We start from the raw sequence: 18027 nt of genomic DNA on the forward strand, positions 1-18027 counted from the left end.
CTGGCCATCAGTGGGTTCCCGCGTTGCGAGCGCATGCAGGCTGGGCGTCCACGGCCTGCTTCAGCGGCAGCATCTGGTTCCAGCGCTCGTACTGCTGCGCCAGGCTCGTCGCAGTCTCTGTGGGGAGAAGAACTTCATCCCGGCGTTCGCCCTTCAGCCAGAAGCGGTACCAGTCGACGTTGCCCTGCAGCGAGATCATCCGCTCGCTCGGGCGGGCCAAAGCATGCGCACCCTCCGGGATCATGACCAGCTCGACCGGGCGGTACTGGCGCCTGAGCAGCGCGTAGATGTCCCAGTTGTTGTGAACCTCGTTGCCATAGGTCTCGATCCGCAGCGCCGCCCGGATGCAGTCGGTGTGCAGCGAGGGGTCGTTCGCGATCCAGCGGTGCAAGGACTCACCGAAAGGCCCACCCTCGTTGGCCCGTTCCTTCTTCAACTGCGTGCCGTCGGTCACGGCGTAGGTGATGGTCAGCGAGAACAGCGTGTTTGCATCACCGTCCAGCATCGTCGCCGCGCGGATCGGCGCGTCGGAGAACGTGATCGCGTGCAGTACCGTCTCGCCCGTGGCGCTCCAGCCCATGAGACCAACCTTGTCCCGGTCCACCACGCCTTCGTCGACCAGCGTCTGGATGGCGCCCTTCACGCCTTCTGCAAAAGCGATGCGACGGCTGCGGTCATCGCTGAGGCCACCGCCCGCGGGCCCCAGAGGCAACGCCAGCACCAGGATGTTCTCGCTCAGGAAGGCACGCCCGGCAAACCCGCTCGTGAAGCCGTCGTAAACGTTCGAGCCGTCCCGGTAGAAGCGCGTGGGCGAGAAGCCGTAGGCCTGAATCACCAGCGCGTGCCGCGCCTTGGGGTCGAAGCCGGTCGGCACCATCAAGCCGCCGTTCCACGCCCTGCCCTGAGCGTCCTTCCAGCCGTACTCGCGCATCGTGCCCCAGACCGTGCGCGAGAACTGCGGGTTCAGCTCGGTAAGCCGCACCCTCGCGCCGGCCGGCCCGACCGCGACGATGTCAGGTGGATCGTTCAAGCCCTGCTGGAGATGCAGGCGCCAGTCGGGCTCCGCTGGACCCGCTTCGAGCCCGCCACCCGGCAAGGGAGCGCCCTCACGCCAGCCTCCAGCGACGCGCTCGAAGCGGCGGCTTCGGTCGCCATCCATCGCCACAAACGCGCCTGCCTGGCCAGCCACCGCATGAAGGGCCTTCAGGCGCGCGCTCAGGCTTGCGATGACCTTCCATCGCCCCGAGTCGGGCCAGTACTCGATGACGTGGGACGCCGAACCGAGATCGCCATCCCCGCTCGCCTTCCCCGGAGGCAGGAACGTTCCGCCGATGACGACCGAGGTGCCGCCATCCAGCCAAAGCCTGTCCTCTCGTTGTTGGTTGTCCCCGAGCGAATCGTCGGGCGCATCGACCACGGCCTGCTCGTGTCCGTCGGCCAGCCGATAGGCCACCAGCCGTCGGCTCACATAGCTGACCGGCCGCGAAAAATAGCCCAGCGGATCCATCTTGAGCGACGGCCCATACCGCTCGACCGCGTCGGCGATGCGCGGGTACTGTTTGGCCCAGCCGAGCTGGCGGTCAGGCTCGTACTTCGGCAACAGCAACCAGCGCCCGTCCGGTGACATGCTGGCCCTGGGGAAACCGAGGCTCGCCTCCGCAAAAGGGCCGCCGAGGGCACGCGCGGCCGTCCTCGACGCGGCCTCGGTCACGAAGTACTGATAGCGCCTTTGCTGCTTCCTGAAGTCGTCCTGCCCAAAGTGCATGCTCCAGAACGAGTTCGTGCCGGCCACGACGCTGCGAGCGCCCGGCTGCATGGCCGGGTTGGGCACAGGCGCGACGTAGACGACGCGCTGCAGGTCGGCCGACAAGTCGAACGACAGCAGCCCCAGCGGTGCGAAGGTGAGCTGGGTCACCTGGTGGGTCAACACGTCGACCCGGTAGGCCTGGTAGGGCTGGTCGTCCATGCGCGCACGGAAGACCAGGGTCCGGTCATTCACCCAGCGCACCTCCAGCAAGGCGGGCTGTGCGTCGTCGGAGTCCTGTCGGGCCGCGACAGTCACCAGCCGGGTCGGCAGCACACGTCTCGCGGCCGCCAGACGTTCAGTGCTGAGGTCCAACAGCAGGATCTCGAAGCGGTTGGTGTCCGTGGCGACATCGGCCTGGCGGGTGACGACGAACGCCTGGCCTCCATCGGGCGAGCGCTGGGTCTGCAGGGTTTCATCATCCTGCCAGGCGGGCTGGATGATGCGGGTGAACTCGACGACTTCCTTGACGGTAGGTCCGATGGTGGCCAGTGCCGCGAAAGGAAGTCCGGCGGCGAGAAGAAACAGCAAGGTGAGCCACCGGACGGCGGGGCACGGGCCCGCCGGGTGGCGATAGAAGTTGTCGGGCAGCATCACGCAGTCCGGACAGTTCGTCCGGTTCTCTGGCTTGGTTCAGGGAGGGGGCGGCGGCGCAGCGGCCGAGTTCGCCCAGGGGTAGCGCCAGTACGGCGCCGGCAGCAGACCTACCAGGTCATGGACAGCCGCAGACTCGCATATCGCCCGCGCCAATCGGCTTGCGTCACGTCGTAGTACGGCGACGTGCCGACAAACTCCGGCAGCCGGTCGGCCAGATTGGCCACGACCAACGCAAGCCGGGCGTCCTTCACGGCTGGCAGGCGCAAGCCGAGGCGCTTGATGTCCACCGAAGCGGCGAGGTCATGAACCCAGTAGCCGCCCAGCGACCGGTCGCTGGGGGCCGAGTCCAGGTAGCTGCCCAGGTAGCGGCTGGTCAGGCCCAGGCTCCAGCCGCCCTGGTCAACGCCGGCCGACAACCGGCCTTTCCACGTCGGCGACCAGTAGTCGGCCGCGCGCCGCCCCAGGCGATCCTCGACCGGCGCACCGGGCGCCACGGCCACCTCATACCGCGTGGTCCGGGTCACGCTCGCCGCCACGTTCCAGCGAGCCCCTGCAGCCTTCCAGGTATGCGCGGCCTCCAGGTCCACGCCGGCCGTGTTCAGCCCGCCGAAGTTCACCTCGGCATAGAACACTCGCGTGACCTGGCCAGGAACGCCGCCCACGGCCGGCGCGCGCGTGATGAAGCCAGGAAACAGCGCCTCGTTGTCGAGCGTCACCTGCGGCCACAGCAGCGAGATCAGGCCGTCGATCTTCACGCGCCATGCCGTGACAGCCAAGCGGGTACCTGCGAGGCCGTCCGGCTCCCACACGGCGCCGAGGGACAGGGCTCGTCCCTTTTCCGGCTGCAACGCCGGGTTGGCGGCCCGGAGCACCTCGCCTCCGGAGATGGCCTCGTTGCCTCGCGCTGGATCGACCAGGCCATAGTCATCGGTCGTCAGGCTCTCCGCGTCGACCTTGGTCTGCAGCAAGGTGGGCGGCTTGAAGGACGTCGCGGTGGACGCGCGCAGCAGCGTGGTCCGGGTCGGACGCACCTCCAGGCCGGCCTGGTAGGTGCTGGCGCTGCCGAAGTCGCTGTAGCGGTCTCGACGCGCGGCCAGCGTGATAGCTGCTGCGTCCCATGCCCGACCGGCATCGGAGCGGATCCGCCACAGGGGCGCCCGCAGCTCGCTATAGACGGCGCCGTTCGTGCGGCTGCCCTGGATGTCGAAGCTGCCCGGCGCCACCGTCTGGTAGCGGTCCTGTGCCCACTCTGCGCCGGCGATCAAGTCCAGCGATCCGGCGGGCAGTTCCAGCAGGGAGCCGCGCACAAAAGCACTCGCCTGGTCCTTGCGGCCATGGTTGTAGCGGGTCGACTCGGACCAGATACCCCGCAACACCTCCTCGCTGGCCGCCAAGCCGCTGGTAAAGGGGTTCAGCGCCGCGCCGGGCGCGGAGGCAGCCAGCGCTGCTGTGCGGGCGGCGACGTTGGCGCTGGTGTTGGTCGTTCGGCGCTCGCCGTCGTCTCGCGTGGTCGACAAGGCCGCTTCGAACTCCCAGCCCGGCGCGATCTCACCGCGAAGGCCGCCAAGGATCCGCTTGAAATCGGTGTCGCGGGCAAACGTCTCCGCACCGTTCTGCAGGCCCAGCCGGCCGGTCACCCGCACCGGCACCCCGAACGGGTTGTGCGGGTTGGTCGCAGGCACCAGCACGTTGTTCAGCAGGATGCCTGCTTGCTCGGCGAGCAGGCGGTCGCGCGCCAGCGTCACCTCGGCGAACACCGACCAGTTTGGGCCCAGGCGGCGCTCACCCGCCGCATGAAGGGCCGCGTTCTCGTCGCCGTAGACGAGCGCGTTGCCATGGCCGTTGGCCATCGAGTTGCAGAGATTGGCCTGGCCGGAGGTCGCCACAAAGCTGGCGGGCGTCAGAGGCTGGCCCGGCGCAGTGGCCGGTACCGCGGCGAAGCGTGAGTCCAGCCCAGGCAGATTTGCGATCGCGCTGTTGGTGACGGTGCCGGGCGTACAGAAGCGGCTGCGCGCATCAGTGCCGCCAAAACGCCTGTAGTCCGCGTCCGCGAAGTAGCTGCGCTCGCCCATGGTCAACGGCGTCGTCTTGTTGTACGAGCCGACCAGCAAGAACGACCCTGCCTCGCCCTGAGCGCCATGAGCAAGCGAGACGCCGACATCGCTGGTGCCACGCGCAGAGGCCACACGCGCGTCGAACGCGAAGCCCTCCAGCGACTTCTTCAGGATGACATTCACGACGCCCGCCAGCGCATCGCCGCCATACACGGCCGACGAGCCGACCGGCACGATCTCGATGCGCTCGATTGCTGCCATCGGGATCAGGTTCAGGTTAAAGAAGTTGCCCGACGACGACCCCACGGCCTGGATCCGCCGACCGTTTATAAGCACCAGCGTGGAGCCCAATGGCAGGCCGCGCAGTTGCACCGCCCCCTGCCCCGTCGTCTGCCCCATGGCGCCCTCCCCTGTGCTGATGGACGCCTCGTTCAGGCTGCTCAAAAATCGCTCCAGCGTCGGTTGCCCACTGCGCTCCAGGTCGGCGCGGGTGTACACGTTGACAGGCGTCGGCCCATCGGCGTCGATCCGCATCAACCGCGAGCCGGTCACCTCGACGCGGGTGAGCCAGGTGGCGCCATCCACCACGCTCTGCGCACTGTCAGATCCCGCCGTCGAGCCCGGCTCGGCGCTCGCCTGGATCTCGCCAGGCGAGCTGCCCACAAGCGCGGCGGTCCCAACGGGCATGACGAAGGCAGCGGAGCTGGCCGGCGCCGAGGCTGGGATCGAACGAGGAGCAACTGCCGGCCTCACCACGACCGAACCATCCGGCATCACGATCGGCTGCAAACCGGAACCCTCCAGGGCCCGCGTGATGGCCTGAACAGCCGTCAGTTGCCCAGATACCGGCTTGGACATCCGCCCTGCCACAGCAGCGGGATCAAAGAGCACCGAGACGCCCGTCTGCCCGGCGATGGCGCGCAGCGACTCCGGCAGCGCACGAGCGGGCTGCTCGACCCGAAAACGCGCCGCACCGTTCGGCTCAGCCGCACCCGCCAGGCCCCATCCCAGCTCCAGCACCAGCGCGATCACGGCGCTTACCCGCAGACGCCACGCCTGCGCCGTACTTCTCTCCAATGATTTATCGAACATGCCTTGCCCTTCTCGTGTTGACCCAGTGGTGATGACGAGATGACGAGGCAGTTCAAGGGAATTCCGCCAGGGCTTGCCCTAGTGGGGAGAGGCCAGCTCCAACCGTCCATCGCGTTCGGCGACAACAAGGGCATGGAGCTTGGCGACGGCGTTTGCGAACCCCGCGCTGTCGCCGGTCCGATAGAGGCCACTGATGCGCAGCGTGGACAGCGACGACGCCCCGCTCAGGACGATGGGGGTCCGGTTGTAGCGGTTCATCTCCGCCACCGCATCGCGGAGCGACACATCGTCGAAGACGACTTCGCTGCGCTTCCACGCGACCATCTGGTCGATGCGTGGGCGGTCGACCTGCTGCGTCGTCGCTCCGCTGGGGCTCGCGCGGGTCAGTCGCACGCGTTCGCCCGCACGCATCTGCAACACCTTCGGGGGAGCGACGCCCTCCCCGTCGTTTGCAGTGGCCGGTCGAACAATGACCTGCCCCTCGATCAAGGTGACCGCCAGCGCGTCCTCGGGCCGCGCGCCTGACGCAAGACGTACCGAGAAGGCCGTACCCACCGCTTGCACCTCGCTGCCCGCCGCCCGAACAACAAAAGGCCGGCCAGCATCCTTCGCGACCTCGAACAACGCCTCACCGGCTTGCACTTCGACGACGCGACGGGAGCGCTCAAAGGCCAGTCGCACCTGGGTGGCCGTATTCAGGGTCATGCGCGTGCCGTCCTCCAGCACCACCAGCCGCTGTTCGCCCACTCCGGTCGAAACCTCATCGGGCTGCCGCTGTAAATGGACGGCCACACCTGCCGCGATGCCGGCTACGCCCACCATCATCGCGAGCAACCAGCCCCGCCGCCCCACAGGAACACGTGCGTCGACTTCGGATTGCGCCTCCCGCGCCGAGGCAGTGGCGTAGGCATCCGCGAGCCGCACGCCCGGTACGGCCTCCCACACCTCGGTGCACCGCTCGAACGCCAGCCGATGAGCGGCCGAGCGCGATTGCCACTGGCGGCATTCCCATTCCATGGTGGGCGACCTGTCCGGCCCATGCAGCCGCGCGATCCAGACCGCCGCTTCCGCAGCAATGTCCGGAGTCACCTTGGGCGGCTCGGCGTTGCCATCGGCCTGCCCACCGGAGCGACTCATGGCCACAGACCCTCCATCGAGCGGGCGAGCAGCAAAGCCGCCTTGGCGATGTGCTTCTCAACGGCGCTGACGCTCAGGCCGTTTTCGCGGGCGATCTCCGGATAGCTCTGTCCATCGACCCGATGGGCTAGGAAGATCCGGCGCGTCTTCGGATCGAGCTCGGCCAAGCCAACGCTGAGCCGAGCGATCTGCTCGCGAGCCAGCAGGACCGCCTCGGCGGTCGGCATGGCGTCGGCAATTTCGATGTCGTCAATCAGCACCTGTTGCCCGAGATTGCAGCTGGCGCGGTAGTTGTCGATCGACAGGTTCAATGCGGTGCGCATCAGGAATGCTTCAGGCTCATCAACGGCATGCTCGCGTTCGTAGCAAGCCAGCCTTAACCAAGCCTCCTGCACCAGATCATCGGCGTCATGGCGCGTGCGGCCTCGCCGCATCAGCACCGCCCTGACACGCGAAATGACGGCATGCAAATTCTTGATCATCGCGTCGGCACCGCTACAAGTTGAATCCGGGATCGGCAATCTTATGCAGCTCAAGCCAAGATGGCGAGGCTGCCGATCACCCACAAGGCGCCATCTTCGCCCCGGGACGCCGAACGAATGTGCCGTTGTCCTGTAGCGACCCAAGGGCGCCAAGACTGTTCCACGGGAACGGGCGCAGTACGCGACCGCAGACACCTGCCGAACGCGACTGAACATGCCTCTCCTACGACGGAGGGCCACGCTTGCCCGTGTGCACCGCAGAGAGGGGCAACAAGAGGTATGGGCGGCCCCGCGATCGCCGAACGCGTATGCCATCACCACCTCCCGGGTGTTGAGTCGGGACCAAAACATAACCACTATTTCCCACGGCATCACCACCGCCCCCCCAAAACGCCTGACACCGCTGGAGCCGCCAGTGACCCACACCAGCCTTAACCCCGCATTTGCACCTACTGCTGCACGCGCGATGGACCTCCACCTAAACAGCGGGTTGCAGGTCAGCCTGGTCAGAGTCCGGTCAGGCGTGGCCGCAGGCGTGACCCGGGCGGTGAAGGGCAACGCGCGTCGGGAAAGCTGGACGGTGTACAGCACCCCGCAGGAATATGACGCCTGCGCGGCGGCAGATCCGATGCGGTTCAGCGACCCCCTACTTTTTGCGCAGCTGAAACGGGAGATTGACCATGTCTTTGATCGAGACGCTCCAGCCACCCTCCATCCGCGACAGGGCGACGCAGCCCAACTACGCCGAACAAGCGCTTGAAGCCATCGTCGAGATCGCCCGGGCGGCCGATCCCCCTGCCGTCCTCGACCGGCTCATGACGGCCACAGCCGCGATGGGTGCAACCGCGAGCATCTACACCGCAGAAATCCCCGAAGACTGCGATGAGCCGTCCACCTTCTCCCTGTATGCCTGCCACCCCGCCCTGGCGCAGGAACATGACCGCAGCGGCCACCTGCTGCGCCACCCCTGGCTGCGCTTCGCCCGCACCCACACGAGCCCGGGGACCGATCAGCAGATCCCGGCCAGCCAGCCAAGCGACGAAGAAGCAATCGACCTCGCCCGCCGCTACGGCTTCAGATCATCCCTGGTCGTGCCGACGCTGGCAGGTCCGGACATCGGCCGGGTCGAGATGCTGTGCCTGGGTAGCCGCTGGGCGGACGACTTCGAGGGCGCCGAGGCACGCGTCGTACGCACCCTGGCCCGATCCCTCGCCGCAGAACTCCACGACTGGCTGACCCGGCACCTTCGCGAACGCCTGCAGAAGACAGCACGACTGCAGAAGATGGACGTCGACCTCCTAGCCATGGAATTGCAGGGGCTCGGCACCAAGGAAATCTGCATGCGCACCGGCATGAGCAGCGCCTCAGTCAACTCACGGTTCCAGCGCATTAGCGCGCGAATGCAGTGCACGAGCCGCAGGGCTGCGGCGAAAAGAGCCGCTGCCTACGGTGTGCTAGAGGCCCTATAGCTGCGAGGCGCCCAGTGCCCGCCGCCAGACGAGACGGTGCTCCCACACTTGCAGCCTACTGCCAGCCATCAGTTGGCGCTCGGCTCCGTCGGGCGAACTACAGCAAAGAAGCGTTCACCGACGGTTGCCAACGGCCGGCGTATTCACGCTGACCGGCGCTAAGTGGCCGTTCGGCCAGTCGCCACCGGCGCGGACTCGAAAGGCGGTTCTTCGAGGTACTGAGGTCGCGCTGAAGCTACTTTTTGAACTTCGGGGTCCAACGCTCGACGAGATCATCCTCATCGTCTCCTTCGTCGGCATAGGCTTCGTGGCCGATCTTTCGCGAAGTGAGTACGGTCAGCGTCTTGCCGTAGCGGCCGAGACCGATCACTTCCTCGGTCACGAGGCTGGAGCGCTTGCCGCCGAGCCAATCCAGAACATCGATCTCTTCCTCGTCCCGCTCAGCCTGCAGAACACGGTGCTCATCGGCATTGAAGCGCGCAGTGACTGTCCTCGCGGGAACCGGCGATCCTCGCTTCATCCAGTTAAGGTCCGGCAACGACTTCATAGTCTCGGAAAGGATGCAGTAGTCGATTGTGCGGCCAGTGCTCAGGATGACGGCAACAGCATCGTCCGTCAGCTCGGCGTAGCGGATCGCAGTGGACGTAAGCGAGGTCTTGCACGACTCACGGCAGCATTCGATGGCCTGAAGGCCGAGGCGCGCCCGGCCCATGAGCTTCTTGAACGGCTTGCTGGGCATCAGAAGCCCGGCCGCGAAGTTGTCCGCCTCCTGCTCGTAAGGATCGCCGGATGAGAATCCTGCGTGCGATGCATGCACCCCATCGTTCGGCAGTACATGGTCAATGTGGCCGTCGAGAAAATAGTGGCCGAGCTCATGCGCCACACTGAAGCGCTGAAATCCCTGGCTGGGAACGTCCGAGGCGTAGAGGATGCCAAAGGCGTTTCCGTGCCGCAGCAGCATCCCGGACACGCCGGACTCGGTGTCCGGCTTGGCCTGCACGACGATGTCGTGCTTGCTGGCGATGGCGAACGGATCCACCGGTAGTTCGGTGATGTTCTCCTCGGCGAGAAGGGCCTCGCCGCGCTGCTTGGCGAGTCTCAGGCGCAGCAGCAAGCTCGTCATCGACTATTTTCCTTGTCTATTTCGCTCGGCGAGCATTTTCAAGAAGTCCTTGGCCAACTCACGGTCGTTGCCCGTCAGCTTACTCACGTCGCGGAATAGCGGATCGGCTGCCTGTGCAAGCGATGGGTCTTCGACCCGCCCCAACAGATAGTCCGTCGTCACTTCCAGCGCGTTCGCAAGACGGCGAAGCGTATCGAACGACGGCTTCCGCGAGCCAGACTCGAAGTGCGCGATCGAACTGGGCGGCATGCTTGCCTTCTCAGCCAATTGGCCCTGGCTCCACTTGCGAAGTTCTCTGGCGGCCCTCAGTCGCTCCTGGAAGAGGTCGGAGGGGGTGCGTTCATCGGTCATGTCTAGTTCGCCATAAAAGAGTTGCCTTCCCTGTTTTCTTCACTATAAACTAGACACGCGGGACATGTCTATGTCGACAAGTGAGCCCGGAAAGGAAATCGATGAGCCGAGAACACGTCAGTCATGCCGAGATCGCGCGTTTCGCCCTGGACCGGGTTAATCTGCCCAAGGAGAAGGCGGACGAATTCCGTGCGCAGGCTAAGCGCCTCCGTGACCGGCTGGAAACCTATCTGGGCGAACACCCGGACTTCACTTTGAAGAAGATGCTCCTCGCCGGCAGTCTCGCCAAAGGCACCGCGCTGCGCTCCCTCAACGACATCGATGTGGCCTGCTACATCAGCGGCGCCGATGCTCCACATGAAGTGTCGGCGCTGCTGGAATATCTCGCTGAACGGCTGCGCAAGGCGTTCCCGAATTTCTCGGCCGACCAGGTGAAGCCACAGACCTACAGCGTGACGGTGTCGTTCAGGGGCACGGGACTGGACGTCGATGTGGTTCCGATCCTCTATGACGGCGATCCCGACTGGTACGGCAACCTTGTAAGCCAAGACGACGGTTCGTTCCTCAAAACCAACATCCCGCAGCACTTGGAGTTCATTCGCAAGCGCAAGCGCGCGCAGCCAGACCACTTTTCGCAGGTGGTTCGGTTGGTGAAGTTTTGGGCCGCGCGCATGAAGTCCAGCGATGACAGCTTCCGGTTCAAGTCGTTCATGATCGAGCTGATCCTCGCAAAGCTCGCCGGCGACGGCCTTTCTTTCGCCGACTACCCGGAAGCGCTACAGCACTTCTTCACCTACCTCACGCGCACCGACCTGCGGGAAAAGATTTCCTTCACCGACTACTACCCCGCTTCATCGGTTGGCGCCTTCGACCAACGCGTGCAGATCATCGATCCGGTGAACGCCCTGAACAATGTCAGCAAGCTCTACACGGACGCAAACGCCTCGGCGATCCATGAGGCCGCAATTGACGCTGGAGACGCTATCGACTCAGCGCTCTCCGCACCAACCAAACAGGAGACCGTCCGCTATTGGCAAAAGGTCTTCGGCTCGGCGTTCCAGGCGTAAAGGAGGAGGTCATGTCCAGCTACTCCATCACCGAATCCACGACCTTCACCGTCACGCACGCGCGTCACATGGCGGCGAAGGTCTCGGCCGACCTCAAGCGGATGCAGCGCTTCTACGGCTATCCCAGCGACGGCGATATCGCCAGCTACGAGACCGAAGTCACGGAGCTGCTCAAGGCCGGGTATCTCGGCACGCTGACTGTCGGATTCCTGCGCAATGCGCAGTGGATCGAGCCGACCCTTCGCTACACGGCCCGCGAACTTGCCGGCATGGCCGCGAATGACGACGACCCAGGGCGCGTCTTGCCAGGCCGCGACATTTCGGGGGCGACCTTGCACAACTACCTGACCTACTCGGCGGCATGGGACATCCTGTCCGATAGCGAAAAGGATGCGTTCAAGCGGCGCATGCCGTTCTACCGAACGGGTATGGCGCAGCCAACGGTGAATGGCTATCTGGTCGATGACAAAACCTACTCGGCAGGCGGGCGTGCCCTAGGCCGGGCATGCGTGAGGGCCTACTGATGCAGACGAAACCCGCACTTGACGAACTGTTCGAGCGCCGCCTGACGTTCCCGGATTTCGAACCGCAAGAGCGACTTGCACGATTGGTTGGCCTTGACGATCACAAAGAGCGCCTGAGCAAGATCCTCGGCCTGCTGGTGAATCCTGCTGGCCTCGAAGCCTGGGCGCAAAAACACCATCCCGACGCTAAAGGGCTACTGACGCACGTGTTGCGCCGACCGCCGCTCGTCGTTCTGGCGGGTGACGTGGGATCTGGCAAAACCGAGCTTGCCGAGACGATCGGCGACGCCGTCGCAAGGCAGGAAAAAATCGAGATCACGCTGTACCCGTTGAGCTTGTCTAGCCGCGGGCAGGGGCGGGTCGGCGAGATGACCCAACTTCTGTCGGCGGCCTTCGACTACACGGTCGAGGCGGCAGCTAGGCTGAAGGGCACGAGTGGACGGGCGCGCGGCGCCGTCATCCTGCTCGTCGATGAAGCCGATGCGCTTGCCCAATCGCGCGAATCAGCGCAGATGCACCACGAAGACCGTGCCGGCGTGAACGCCTTCATCCGCGGCATCGACCGCCTTGCAAACGGCCAGCTTCCGGCGGCCGTGATCATGTGCACCAACCGCTTGAATGCGCTCGACCCGGCCGTCAAGCGACGTGCAGCCGAGATCCTGGCTTTCGATCGGCCGAATGATGTGCAGCGTCATGCGGTACTTGATGGGGCGCTCCATTCGCTCGGACTCAGTACCAAGCAGATTGATGAACTCGTTGCTGCGACCGGGAAGGGGAATGGGCACTACGGGTTCACGTTCTCCGATTTGACGCAGCGCTTGCTGCCCGCAATCGTTCTTGATGCTTACCCGTCGCGGAGCGTCATTGCCGCTCGCGCGCTCGAGATCGCCGTGCAAATGCAGCCGACGCCGCCGTTCGAGGAGAAGAAGTCATGAGCGGATGGTCTCTACCGGTGCTCCTGGCCAGTCTGCATGACGACATACAGCATCGCTTGCAAACCACGCGGAAATCCTTCGGGCATCCCGACGCCAAGGGGGATGCGAGTGAGGCGGTTTGGCTGGAACTGCTGAAAACCTACTTGCCCGAGCGCTACCGCGCCGACAAGGCGTATGTGGTGGACAGCGTGGGGGAGTTCAGCGACCAGATCGATGTCGTGGTCTACGACCGGCAGTACTCGCCCTTCATCTTCCACTACCAGGGCGAGACGATCGTGCCGGCCGAGAGCGTCTACGCAATCTTCGAGGCCAAGCAGACAATCAATGCCAGCTATGTGGCGTATGCGCGCAAGAAGGTTGCTTCGGTGCGCAGGCTGCATCGCACGAGTCTGCCGATTCCGTATGCGGGTGGAACCTATCCGGCGAAACAGCTGATTCCGATTCTCGGCGGCATTTTGACGTTCGAGAGTGATTGGACGCCGTGCTGCGGCGATCCTCTTTGGAGAGCGCTCGAAGATGGCGTTGCCGAAGAAGATCGCCTGAACCTCGGCTGCGTGGCCGCACATGGACACTTTCTGTGGGACGCGAAGCAGACCAAGTACGAATTCACCGAGGAAGGCAAGCCCGCGACGGCGTTCCTGTTCAAGCTGATCTCGATGCTGCAGTTCAGCGGGACGGTGCCGATGATCGACGTGAATGCCTATGGCGAATGGTTGACGAAGTAGCTGCGATCTGCGGCGGTCGCGGGGCGCGATAGTGGTCATGCCCCCAGTCCAAATGATCGCGCCGGCGTCCAACGGCTGGTTCTGGAGGCAAATGTGCCGGCTAGTGGTCGGCGTCAACTATCTTGGCCGGCCAAGGTAATTGTCGTCAACCAGGCTAGGCGGCTTCAGGTCATGCGTCTGCAACTGGCAAGGGCAGTCACTGGGGCTCACATCGTCGAACGACCGAGACCAGCCTGCAGCTGACAGTTGCTGCCAACGTGCTCGTCGAGGTGAGAACAGCTCCGACGCGGCAGAGCAGCTTTCGCTGAACCTGCTCACGACCTGGTCAGTCAGAGCACTGGGCTACCAGCCGTCCATCCCGGTCGTGATCTGCACCGTGGCCCTGGCGATGTGCTTCTCCACCGTGCTGACGTTCAAGCCATGCTGGCGCGCGATCTCCTGGTAAGTCATGCCGTCGACCCGATGGGCGAGGAAGATGTTTCGCGTTTTGGCGTTCAGGCGGCCCAGGCAAATGCTCAGTCGGGCCGTCCGCTCCTTTGCCAGCACGATGGCTTCGGTGCCGGGCGCGAGGTCGAGCAGGACGACATCGTCGACAAGGACTTCCTCGCCGTGGGCGACTTTCGTACGATGGGCATCGATGGACAAGTTCAACGCCGTTCGCATCAGGAACGCCTCTGGCTGCTGCACGGCCTGCTCTTGTTCGTAGCAGGCCAAGCGCACCCAGGCTTCCTGCACCAAGTCATCTGCATCGGGCGCGCTGCGGCCCCGGCGCATCAAGGCGCTGCGCACGCGAGCGAGGGTTTCTCGCCAGTTCTTGACGAGGCGCTCGGTCATGTCCCGTAGAGACGCCGGTCGGCGCGCTCAAGCGTCTGCGCGAGGAAAGCAGCCGCCGCAGCTTCATCAGCAAAGGGCCCTCGGCGCTTGATGGCGCGGTTGATGCTGATCTGCATGCGCCGCGCGGTCGCAGCGGCCGAACGGAGCGCCGCACGGCGCCGAGGTCCGAAACTGCCTGAGGGCGGGACGCGGGTGATGTTCGGATCGCCGACCGACGACCAGCAGACTGCATCAGGGAACGTTGACGCGCAGTCCATGCCGACGTCCGCAGAGACCGCCGTCAGATGCTCTAACCCGCGCTGGTGCAGGTCGTGGGCGACGTCAACTGACGGAGCCCCTGCGGGCCACGCACCCAGAACTTCGTATTCACCCGGCTTGAAGAGGCCGAGCGCCCAGCGCCAAGACATGTCCAGGACCTCGGCACCGTCGCGGATGGGCAGCCGCAAGGTCTTGAACTCGGCGAGCACGTACCTGCAGCAGAGTGGCCTGCTGAGCCAATGTTCCAGATCGCGAGCTGAGCGATTCATGGCGCCTCCTGTCAAGCGCGTTGCCCGCGCTTTGTCTACACATTAGTTCATTCGTTATGTGAAGCAAACTCCGTAGATGCAAATTTACCATATCGCGAACCTTGCGGCATGTCCGCAAAGCCGAAGCCACCCGAAGAACTGCCGCCGCCCGGCGATGTTCGGGCAGTGCTTGCTTACAACGTACGGCTCTTGCGCGTAGGGAAATCCTGGTCACAGGAAGACCTCGCCATGGAGTGCGATTTGGACCGCACCTACGTCTCTGCGGTCGAACGTGCTCGATGGAATATTTCATTGGGCAATATCCAACGGCTCGCCTCGGCTCTGGATACCGAACCTTGGCGACTGCTGCGACATCCGACTGCGGCAGACGACGCCTAGACCCCCAACGCGTGTTTGCTGTCAGGTGCCCCGCTGTTGCAAACCTCCGATGAGGGCCGCACCTGAAGGTCGGCGAGTCAGCAACGCCCGGCGCTAGCCGCTGAATCTTCGCCAGAACTCATCGCCGCGCAAGCGAGTCTGAAGCCTAAATTTTCGACAACGGCAGCCCTCCCGGCGCCCGACTCGAAACACCAGCTTCAACCGACTCGAGACCGCGATGGCCACGCCCAAACCCCACAACGACAAGCTCCTGGCTAACCGCCGGATGCTCGGCAGCAAAGCCGCACTGGCCTGCACAGTCGCTCTGGGGATGACGGCCTCGGTTACCCCCGCCAACGCCGTAGACGGCTGCACAGTCCTGCTCTGCCTGGCGGCCCCGAGCTGGCGCAGCATTCCGGCCTGCGTGCCGCCGATCCGTCAGCTGTTTCGTGACCTGGCCCGTGGCCGGGGGTTCCCGACCTGCGGCATGGCGGGCGCTGGGAACGCATCCAGCCATGCCTGGTCTGCAGCGCCCGACTACTGCCCACCGCAGTACACCCGGTCCTATGACGGGCCGAACGGACCTGCACTCACCTACGCATTCAGTATTGGCCTCGATCGAGGTCACGAGACCGATGATTTCAGGCCAGGAATCATCGTCTCGGCCGTGCGTGAGGCGGGCGCGTGGACCGCGAACGGCCCAATGCCGGACCGGCACCGGACCAGTACCGGACGGCAGGTGGACGGGGCGAGCAACAAGCGGCCTGCGTCCGCCCCGAGACCGGACTCCGTGCGTACTGGATCTGGACCACGTCCGGACCGAGTCATGCGCCGCAGTGCCACCCGATGATTCTTCAGCCGGAATCATCGCGCCCTGAACAACCCGCCGCGACCAAACTTGAAGCACGACTTGAACGCGCGCCAAGCTCATGCGGCTACAGCCCAAAACCCACCCGGCCATGCCAACCGAAAGGCACGGCAATACGCGAACAACATCCGCGATCTGCGCGCGGAAGGTCACACGGGATAGACGATGCGCCCGGCGCTGCGTCGGCGCGCCGCGCTCGCCGATCGGTCTGACTAGCGTCTTCCGTCGATTGCGCCGTGCCGGGTCGGTCACATGACCTTGGAGCCCAAGCATCCGCCTGGCCGCGCAAACCGCAAGGCGCTGCGCTTCTCGGGCGACATCCGTCGACTGCGCAACGCGGGATACACCTTCTCCGCCATTCAGACGGCGCTGCTCGATGCCGGTGTCGAAGTGAGCCTCACGACCGTCAAGCGCGAAGCGGCGCGGCAAGGGTCCGATCCCATCGTGACGCAGCCGCATGGAATCGATCAACACATGCCGTCGGCCCCGCTGGCAATCGCTGGCGCTGTGGCCACTTCATCGTCAAGGTCCTCGTCCAGCTCGCGAGGTGCGTCCAGCCGCGAAGTCGCCGAAGCCTTCTTCAACGCCAACCCCAGCAATCCCCTGTTCCCAGTGAAGGAGTCCTCATGAAGCTCGCCGTCATCAACTTCTCGGGCAACGTCGGCAAGACCACGGTGGCCCGCCACCTGCTCGCGCCGCGCATGCCCGGCTGCCAGGTCATCGCGGTCGAGAGCATCAACGCCGACCATGGCCAGGCGGTGACGATCCGCGGCCGGCAGTTCGCGCAGCTGCAAGAGTTCCTGCAGAGCGTCGACAACGTCGTGGTCGACATCGGCGCCAGCAACGTCGAGGAGCTGCTCAAGCTGATGCACCGCTACCGCGACAGCCAAGAGGACTTCGATGCCTTCATCGTGCCCACCGTGCCGGCGCGCAAGCAGCAGCAGGACACGGCGGCCACATTGGCAGAGCTGGCACGCATCGGGGTTCCGCCGGAGAGGCTGCGCTTGGTCTTCAACCAGGTCGACGACGACAACCCGATCGAGCGCACCTTCGACACGCTGCTGGCCTATTGCGCCTCATCAGGCGTGGTGCACCCGCGCCTGGCAGCGTGCATCTCGTTCAACGAGGTCTATGCACTGACTCGCGGCACCGGCCAATCTCTGGCTGATCTGGCTGCTGACCGTACTGACTACAAGGCGGCAATTGCCAAAGCCGCCACGCAATCGGACAAACTGGCGCTGGCACAGCGGCTGGCGACCCAGCGTCTTGCACGGGGTGTCATGCCCGAACTGGACGCGTGTTTCGAAGCGATGGACCTGCTGCGCCTGGTGCAACGGCCGGACCCGCATTTGAATGACGTCGCGAGGCCAGCAGCATGAATCAGCCAAGCAACGCGCGCGAGGCGTTGATTGTCGAAGCCATCGGCGATGCAGCAAAGCTGCTCGGACAGGTGGAGGCCCTGGCGCCAGTCCTGAACGAGTCCCGGCAGGCGCTGGCCGATGCCCACAGTGGACTTGCCGGTCAGCTGACCGCCTTCGAAGCCCACATCCTGGCCCTGACCGAAAGATCCAAGGTCGTGGCCGTCAAGCACATCCTGGCACGCACGGAGCAGGCTGCGCGGCAGTCGGCTGACCTGCAGAGTCGCGCCATGGCAGATGCGGCAAGGGTGGCCTTCGGCGCGGAGCTAGGCGCCGCGCTGCAGCGCCTGAAGTCGATGCACGAGCGGCCCGAACGGCGCTGGGAGTCATGGTTGACGCACGCCGCTGCCGCTGCGACCGGCTCAGCCGCCACTTTGATGTTGACGGTCACGCTGTGGACTCGCTGAGCGATCGCCAAGCGTCCGGCGAGCCCTGGTGTAGGATTAAATCCTACGCTGCACACCGGAACTGCCATGCGCTCGACACAACAGTTCAGCATCACCCTGCCCAACGAGATGGCCGATGCCTTGCGGGCAAAGGTCGCGGCCGGCGAGTACGCCACGGAGAGCGAAGTGATTCGCGATGGCTTGCGAGTTCTGCTGGCACGGGACCGGGCTGTCGAGGACTGGCTGCGCAAGGACGTGGCCGCAGCGTACGACAAGC

The 18027-nt window shown here is 64.9% G+C and carries 18 protein-coding genes; 10 read left to right on the forward strand and 8 right to left on the reverse strand.

Going from position 1 to position 18027, the window contains the following annotated elements; genetic code table 11:
• Positions 1-7: 7 nt before the first annotated feature.
• The 4 genes from ABIS05_RS15275 to ABIS05_RS15290 form a co-directional block, all read right to left on the reverse strand.
• Complete coding sequence (locus tag ABIS05_RS15275) at positions 8-2398, reverse strand: hypothetical protein (RefSeq protein WP_348012671.1); 2391 nt, start codon at positions 2396-2398, stop codon at positions 8-10.
• 110 nt (positions 2399-2508) lie between these two features.
• A complete protein-coding gene (locus tag ABIS05_RS15280) occupies positions 2509-5547 on the reverse strand; it encodes a TonB-dependent receptor (RefSeq protein WP_348012672.1) in 3039 nt (1012 codons plus the stop codon).
• A gap of 78 nt (positions 5548-5625) precedes the next feature.
• Positions 5626-6684 carry a FecR domain-containing protein gene (locus tag ABIS05_RS15285; RefSeq protein WP_348012673.1) on the reverse strand — a complete coding sequence of 353 codons (1059 nt, stop codon included), beginning with the start codon at positions 6682-6684 and terminating at the stop codon, positions 5626-5628.
• The gene (locus tag ABIS05_RS15290; RefSeq protein WP_348012674.1) at positions 6681-7166 is read right to left on the reverse strand and encodes an RNA polymerase sigma factor; all 486 of its coding nucleotides are present in this window, start codon (positions 7164-7166) and stop codon (positions 6681-6683) included. The genes ABIS05_RS15285 and ABIS05_RS15290 overlap by 4 nt, the downstream gene beginning before the upstream one ends.
• A 680-nt stretch (positions 7167-7846) precedes the next feature.
• Between ABIS05_RS15290 and ABIS05_RS15295 the strand changes: the two genes are divergently transcribed.
• On the forward strand, positions 7847-8635 hold the full coding sequence (locus ABIS05_RS15295; protein WP_348012675.1) for a LuxR C-terminal-related transcriptional regulator: 789 nt from the start codon (positions 7847-7849) through the stop codon (positions 8633-8635).
• Positions 8636-8870: 235 nt separating this feature from the next.
• Here ABIS05_RS15295 and ABIS05_RS15300 read toward each other — a convergent pair whose 3' ends face one another.
• Positions 8871-9758 carry an ImmA/IrrE family metallo-endopeptidase gene (locus tag ABIS05_RS15300; RefSeq protein WP_348012676.1) on the reverse strand — a complete coding sequence of 296 codons (888 nt, stop codon included), beginning with the start codon at positions 9756-9758 and terminating at the stop codon, positions 8871-8873.
• A 3-nt stretch (positions 9759-9761) separates the two neighbouring features.
• Complete coding sequence (locus ABIS05_RS15305; RefSeq protein WP_348012677.1) at positions 9762-10109, reverse strand: helix-turn-helix transcriptional regulator; 348 nt, start codon at positions 10107-10109, stop codon at positions 9762-9764.
• Between the two features lie 101 nt (positions 10110-10210).
• Between ABIS05_RS15305 and ABIS05_RS15310 the strand changes: the two genes are divergently transcribed.
• Genes ABIS05_RS15310 through ABIS05_RS15325 form a run of 4 tightly spaced genes read left to right on the forward strand, consistent with a single transcriptional unit; the run spans position 10211 to position 13360 of the window.
• Positions 10211-11176, forward strand: coding sequence for a CBASS oligonucleotide cyclase (locus ABIS05_RS15310; protein WP_348012678.1), 966 nt, complete (start codon positions 10211-10213; stop codon positions 11174-11176).
• Positions 11177-11187: 11 nt separating this feature from the next.
• On the forward strand, positions 11188-11700 hold the full coding sequence (locus ABIS05_RS15315; protein ID WP_348012679.1) for a hypothetical protein: 513 nt from the start codon (positions 11188-11190) through the stop codon (positions 11698-11700).
• Positions 11700-12635: an AAA family ATPase gene (locus ABIS05_RS15320; RefSeq protein ID WP_348012680.1), complete on the forward strand. Its 936-nt coding sequence runs from the start codon at positions 11700-11702 to the stop codon at positions 12633-12635. The genes ABIS05_RS15315 and ABIS05_RS15320 overlap by 1 nt, the downstream gene beginning before the upstream one ends.
• Entirely contained in the window at positions 12632-13360 is a 729-nt protein-coding gene (locus tag ABIS05_RS15325; RefSeq protein WP_348012681.1) for a DUF6602 domain-containing protein, read from the forward strand. Before ABIS05_RS15320 ends, ABIS05_RS15325 begins: the two co-directional genes overlap by 4 nt.
• Positions 13361-13702: 342 nt before the next feature.
• Here the strand turns inward: ABIS05_RS15325 and ABIS05_RS15330 are convergent, their stop codons facing one another.
• Together ABIS05_RS15330 and ABIS05_RS15335 are read right to left on the reverse strand one after the other, a co-directional pair.
• On the reverse strand, positions 13703-14194 hold the full coding sequence (locus tag ABIS05_RS15330; RefSeq protein ID WP_348012682.1) for a sigma-70 family RNA polymerase sigma factor: 492 nt from the start codon (positions 14192-14194) through the stop codon (positions 13703-13705).
• Entirely contained in the window at positions 14191-14721 is a 531-nt protein-coding gene (locus ABIS05_RS15335) for a hypothetical protein (protein WP_348012683.1), read from the reverse strand. Before ABIS05_RS15335 ends, ABIS05_RS15330 begins: the two co-directional genes overlap by 4 nt.
• Before the next feature lie 108 nt (positions 14722-14829).
• Between ABIS05_RS15335 and ABIS05_RS15340 the strand changes: the two genes are divergently transcribed.
• The 5 genes from ABIS05_RS15340 to ABIS05_RS15360 form a co-directional block, all read left to right on the forward strand.
• Positions 14830-15099 carry a helix-turn-helix transcriptional regulator gene (locus ABIS05_RS15340; RefSeq protein ID WP_348012684.1) on the forward strand — a complete coding sequence of 90 codons (270 nt, stop codon included), beginning with the start codon at positions 14830-14832 and terminating at the stop codon, positions 15097-15099.
• Positions 15100-16198: 1099 nt separating this feature from the next.
• Positions 16199-16576 carry a hypothetical protein gene (locus ABIS05_RS15345; protein WP_348012685.1) on the forward strand — a complete coding sequence of 126 codons (378 nt, stop codon included), beginning with the start codon at positions 16199-16201 and terminating at the stop codon, positions 16574-16576.
• Positions 16573-17325: a StbB family protein gene (gene stbB, locus ABIS05_RS15350; protein ID WP_348012686.1), complete on the forward strand. Its 753-nt coding sequence runs from the start codon at positions 16573-16575 to the stop codon at positions 17323-17325. The genes ABIS05_RS15345 and stbB overlap by 4 nt, the downstream gene beginning before the upstream one ends.
• Complete coding sequence (locus ABIS05_RS15355) at positions 17322-17771, forward strand: hypothetical protein (protein ID WP_348012687.1); 450 nt, start codon at positions 17322-17324, stop codon at positions 17769-17771. The genes stbB and ABIS05_RS15355 overlap by 4 nt, the downstream gene beginning before the upstream one ends.
• A gap of 66 nt (positions 17772-17837) precedes the next feature.
• The coding region (locus ABIS05_RS15360; RefSeq protein WP_348010373.1) for a ribbon-helix-helix domain-containing protein at positions 17838-18027 on the forward strand (190 nt) is incomplete at its 3' end.

Origin of the sequence: Roseateles sp., assembly GCF_039929605.1 — a bacterium.
Lineage (GTDB): Bacteria > Pseudomonadota > Gammaproteobacteria > Burkholderiales > Burkholderiaceae_C > Pelomonas.